This window comes from Agromyces humi (assembly GCF_009720255.1).
Lineage (GTDB): Bacteria > Actinomycetota > Actinomycetes > Actinomycetales > Microbacteriaceae > Agromyces > Agromyces humi.
Window position 1 is genome coordinate 1 of the sequence record NZ_WJSP02000470.1, and the last position, 2,512, is coordinate 2,512.

Genomic DNA, 2,512 nt, shown 5'->3' on the forward strand with positions numbered 1-2,512 from the left:
CGGACACGTACGTCGCGAAGCTCGACGCCCTCGACGCCTGGATCCGCGAGAACGTCGACCCCGTGCCGGCGCTCGACGCGGACCTCGTCGCGTACTTCGAGGGCGGCCAGGTCGAGGCTGCCGACGGGTCGACGGATGCCGCAGGGCGGGGGCCCGTCACGGTGACGGCGGCCGCGGCATCCGTGGCTACCATGAACTGACTGGCGATCGGCGCCACCGGACACGATCCGGTGGCCCGACCCAGAGCCGAACACCCCCGGCTCGCGACCCAGAGAACAACGAGGTTATCGATGAAGGCCCTCTACAAACCTGCCCCCGGCGCCGGCCTGGAGTACGTCGACCGGCCCGAGCCCGAGACGGGCCCCGCCGACGTGAAGATCCGGGTGCTGCGCACCGGCATCTGCGGCACGGACCTCCACATCGAGCGGTGGGACGACTGGGCCGCCGCCGAGATCCAGGCGCCGCTCATCCCGGGCCACGAGTTCTACGGCGAGGTCGTCGAGGTCGGCGAGCTGGTGCACGACGTCGCCGTCGGCGACCACGTGTCGGGCGAGGGTCACATCGTGTGCGGCATGTGCCGCAACTGCCGCGCCGGACGCCGCCAGATGTGCATCCGCACCAAGGGGGTCGGCCTGCACCGCGACGGTGCGTTCGCCGAGTTCATCGTCATCCCCGGCGAGAACGTCTGGGTGCACCACGCGTCGGTCGAGCCCGAGGTCGGGGCGATCTTCGACCCGTTCGGCAACGCCGTGCACACCGCGCTGGCGTTCTCGGTCGTCGGCGAGGACGTGCTCGTCACCGGCTGCGGCCCCATCGGGCTCATGTCGATCGCCGTCGCCCGCCACGTGGGCGCCCGCTACATCGTCGCGTCGGATGTCTCGCCCGCGCGCCTCGAGCTCGCCATGCAGATGGGGGCGGATGCCGCGGTCGACGTGTCGCGCGAACGCGTCCGCGACGTGCAGCAGCGCCTCGGCATGCGCGAGGGCTTCGACGTGGGCTTCGAGATGTCGGGCTCGGCGAAGGCGCTGCCCGAGATGATCGAGAACATGAACCACGGCGGCCGGATCGCCCTGCTCGGCCTCCCCTCCGAGCCGTATGCGATCGACTGGGGCAAGGTCGTCACGCACATGCTCACCCTGAAGGGCATCTACGGCCGCGAGATGTTCGAGACGTGGAACTCGATGAGCGCGATGCTGCAGACCAGCGGCGAGCTGCGGTCCCGGGTCGCCTCGATCATCAGCGACCGCTACCCGGCACGCGAGTGGCGTGCCGCGTTCGACGCGGCGGCATCCGGCGGCGTCGGCAAGGTCATCCTCGACTGGACGGAGCTCTGAGCATGTACGGAACGATTCGCGACCAGCTGCGCGCTGAGCTCGACGAGATCGAGGCCGCCGGCCTCACCAAGCGTGAGCGCGGCATCCGCGGCCCGCAGTCCTCCGAGATCGAGGTCGCCGGCCGCGAGGTGCTCAACTTCTGCGCCAACAACTACCTCGGCCTCGCCGACGACCCCCGCATCGTCGAGGCGGCGCACGCCGGGCTCGACGAGTGGGGCTACGGCCTCGCGAGCGTGCGGTTCATCTGCGGCACGCAGGAGCTGCACCTCGAGCTCGAGCGCCGGGTGTCGGAGTTCCTGGGCTACGACGACACGATCCTGTTCTCCTCGTGCTTCGACGCGAACGGCGGCGTCTTCGAGGTGCTCTTCGGGCCGGATGACGCGATCATCTCCGACGAGCTGAACCACGCGTCGATCATCGACGGCATCCGGCTCTCGAAGGCGGCGCGGTACCGCTACCGGAACCGCGACATGGCCGACCTCGAGGCCCAGCTCATCGCGGCATCCGGAGCCCGTCGCCGGGTCATCGTGACCGACGGCGTCTTCTCGATGGACGGCTACATCGCGCCGCTGCAGGAGATCTGCGACCTCGCCGACCGGTACGACGCCCTCGTGTTCGTCGACGACTCGCACGCCGTCGGCTTCGTCGGGGCGAACGGCCGCGGCACCCCCGAGTACTGCGGCGTCGAGGGCCGGGTCGACATCACGACCGGCACGTTCGGCAAGGCGCTCGGCGGGGCATCCGGGGGCTATGTCGCGGCCCGTGCCGAGATCGTGGCGCTGCTGCGCCAGCGGGCCCGGCCGTACCTCTTCTCGAACACGCTCGCCCCGGCCATCGTCGCGGGCACGATTCGTGCGCTCGAGCTGCTCGAGTCGTCGGGTGAGCTGCGCGAGACGCTGAAGTCGAATGCGGCGCTGTTCCGGTCGCTGATGGATGCCGCGGGCTTCGAGCTGCTGCCCGGCGAGCACCCCATCGTGCCCGTCATGTTCGGCGACGCGGCGCTCACGGCGCGCATCGCCGCGGCGCTGCAGGAGCGCGGTGTCTTCGTCACGGCGTTCAGCTTCCCGGTCGTGCCCCGCGGGGCGGCGCGCATCCGCGTGCAGCTGTCGGCGGCGCACTCCGAGGACGAGATCCGCCGCTGCGTCGAGGCGTTCACGGCCGCCCGCGACGAGGTGGCC

General features: G+C 70.9%; 3 protein-coding genes. All 3 read left to right on the forward strand.

Translation table 11 applies throughout. The annotated features are described in order from the left end of the window. Positions 1-200 (forward strand): hypothetical protein (locus GH736_RS21020; protein ID WP_159606784.1); only part of this gene is annotated, 200 nt, incomplete at its 5' end. Between the two features lie 90 nt (positions 201-290). After that, entirely contained in the window at positions 291-1,334 is a 1,044-nt protein-coding gene (gene tdh, locus GH736_RS21025) for an L-threonine 3-dehydrogenase (protein ID WP_159606785.1), read from the forward strand. A gap of 2 nt (positions 1,335-1,336) precedes the next feature. Continuing rightward, positions 1,337-2,512: glycine C-acetyltransferase (locus GH736_RS21030; RefSeq protein ID WP_159606787.1), on the forward strand; the 1,176-nt coding region annotated here is incomplete at its 3' end.

What these genes read in the sequence shown, in the direction of transcription:
- tdh (WP_159606785.1), top strand. Translation starts at nt 291, where the DNA reads ATGAAGGCCCTCTACAAACCTGCCCCCGGCGCCGGCCTGGAGTACGTC.